Origin of the sequence: Protofrankia coriariae, from assembly GCF_001017755.1 — a bacterium.
In the GTDB taxonomy this organism is placed as follows: domain Bacteria; phylum Actinomycetota; class Actinomycetes; order Frankiales; family Frankiaceae; genus Protofrankia; species Protofrankia coriariae.
In genome coordinates this window covers 149,675-150,371 of sequence record NZ_JWIO01000002.1, presented here as the reverse complement: position 1 = coordinate 150,371, position 697 = coordinate 149,675, and the positions used below count along the sequence as shown (strand labels likewise).

Here is a 697-nt window from a genome sequence, read left to right as displayed (position 1 = left end):
CGACCGGCGGCCGCGGCCGCAGCTCGACCTCGTCGCCGTAGGCACCCCCGAAGGACAGGTCGAAGCTCTCCAGGAGCTCCTTGTCCTCGTCCTCGGGGCTGACGATCTGCACCTCGTACCCGAGCGTCACGCCGAGCAGCTGCAGGGTCTCGTCCGTGCACGACTGCGTCGCGGTCACCATCTCGCCGAGCTGGGTGAACACGACCTGGACGAGCGCGCCCTGGTTGGCGTCGATCTTGTCCGCGAAGTCGGCCAGGGAGGCGCCCCGGGGCAGTCTGATGACCTGCCCGTTGCCGCGCGGGACCATCGCCCCCATGCGGGGGGCTTCCAGCCCGCTCTCCCATTCCTGCCGCTTCGCGCGCTTGGACTTGCGCTGACGCCCTGGGCGGCCACGGCCACCGGGACCGAACGCGCCGGCCGTGGTGCCACCGCGGCCGCGCCCCCCGGAGGTGGGACGACCGCCGGGACCACCGGGACCGCCAGGACCACCGCCACCGGGACGCCCGGGGGCACCCGCGCCCCCGCCGGCCCCTGCGCCGGCCGGACGGCCAGGCGCGCCGCGACCGGCGAAGCCGCCGCCACCGCCTGGACGCCCGCCGCCGGGTCGTCCGCCGCCACCACCACCGGGAGCCGGACGGCCACCGCCGCCACCGCCGCCACCACCGCCGGGGCGCGGCCCGCCCCCGGCGGGGCGGGA

Annotated in this window: 1 pseudogene; it reads right to left on the bottom strand. The window is 77.8% G+C overall.

Annotated elements, in window-relative coordinates:
* Positions 1–316, bottom strand: a pseudogene (locus FrCorBMG51_RS34360) (translation initiation factor IF-2); the annotation flags it as partial.
* Positions 317–697 lie beyond the last annotated feature (381 nt).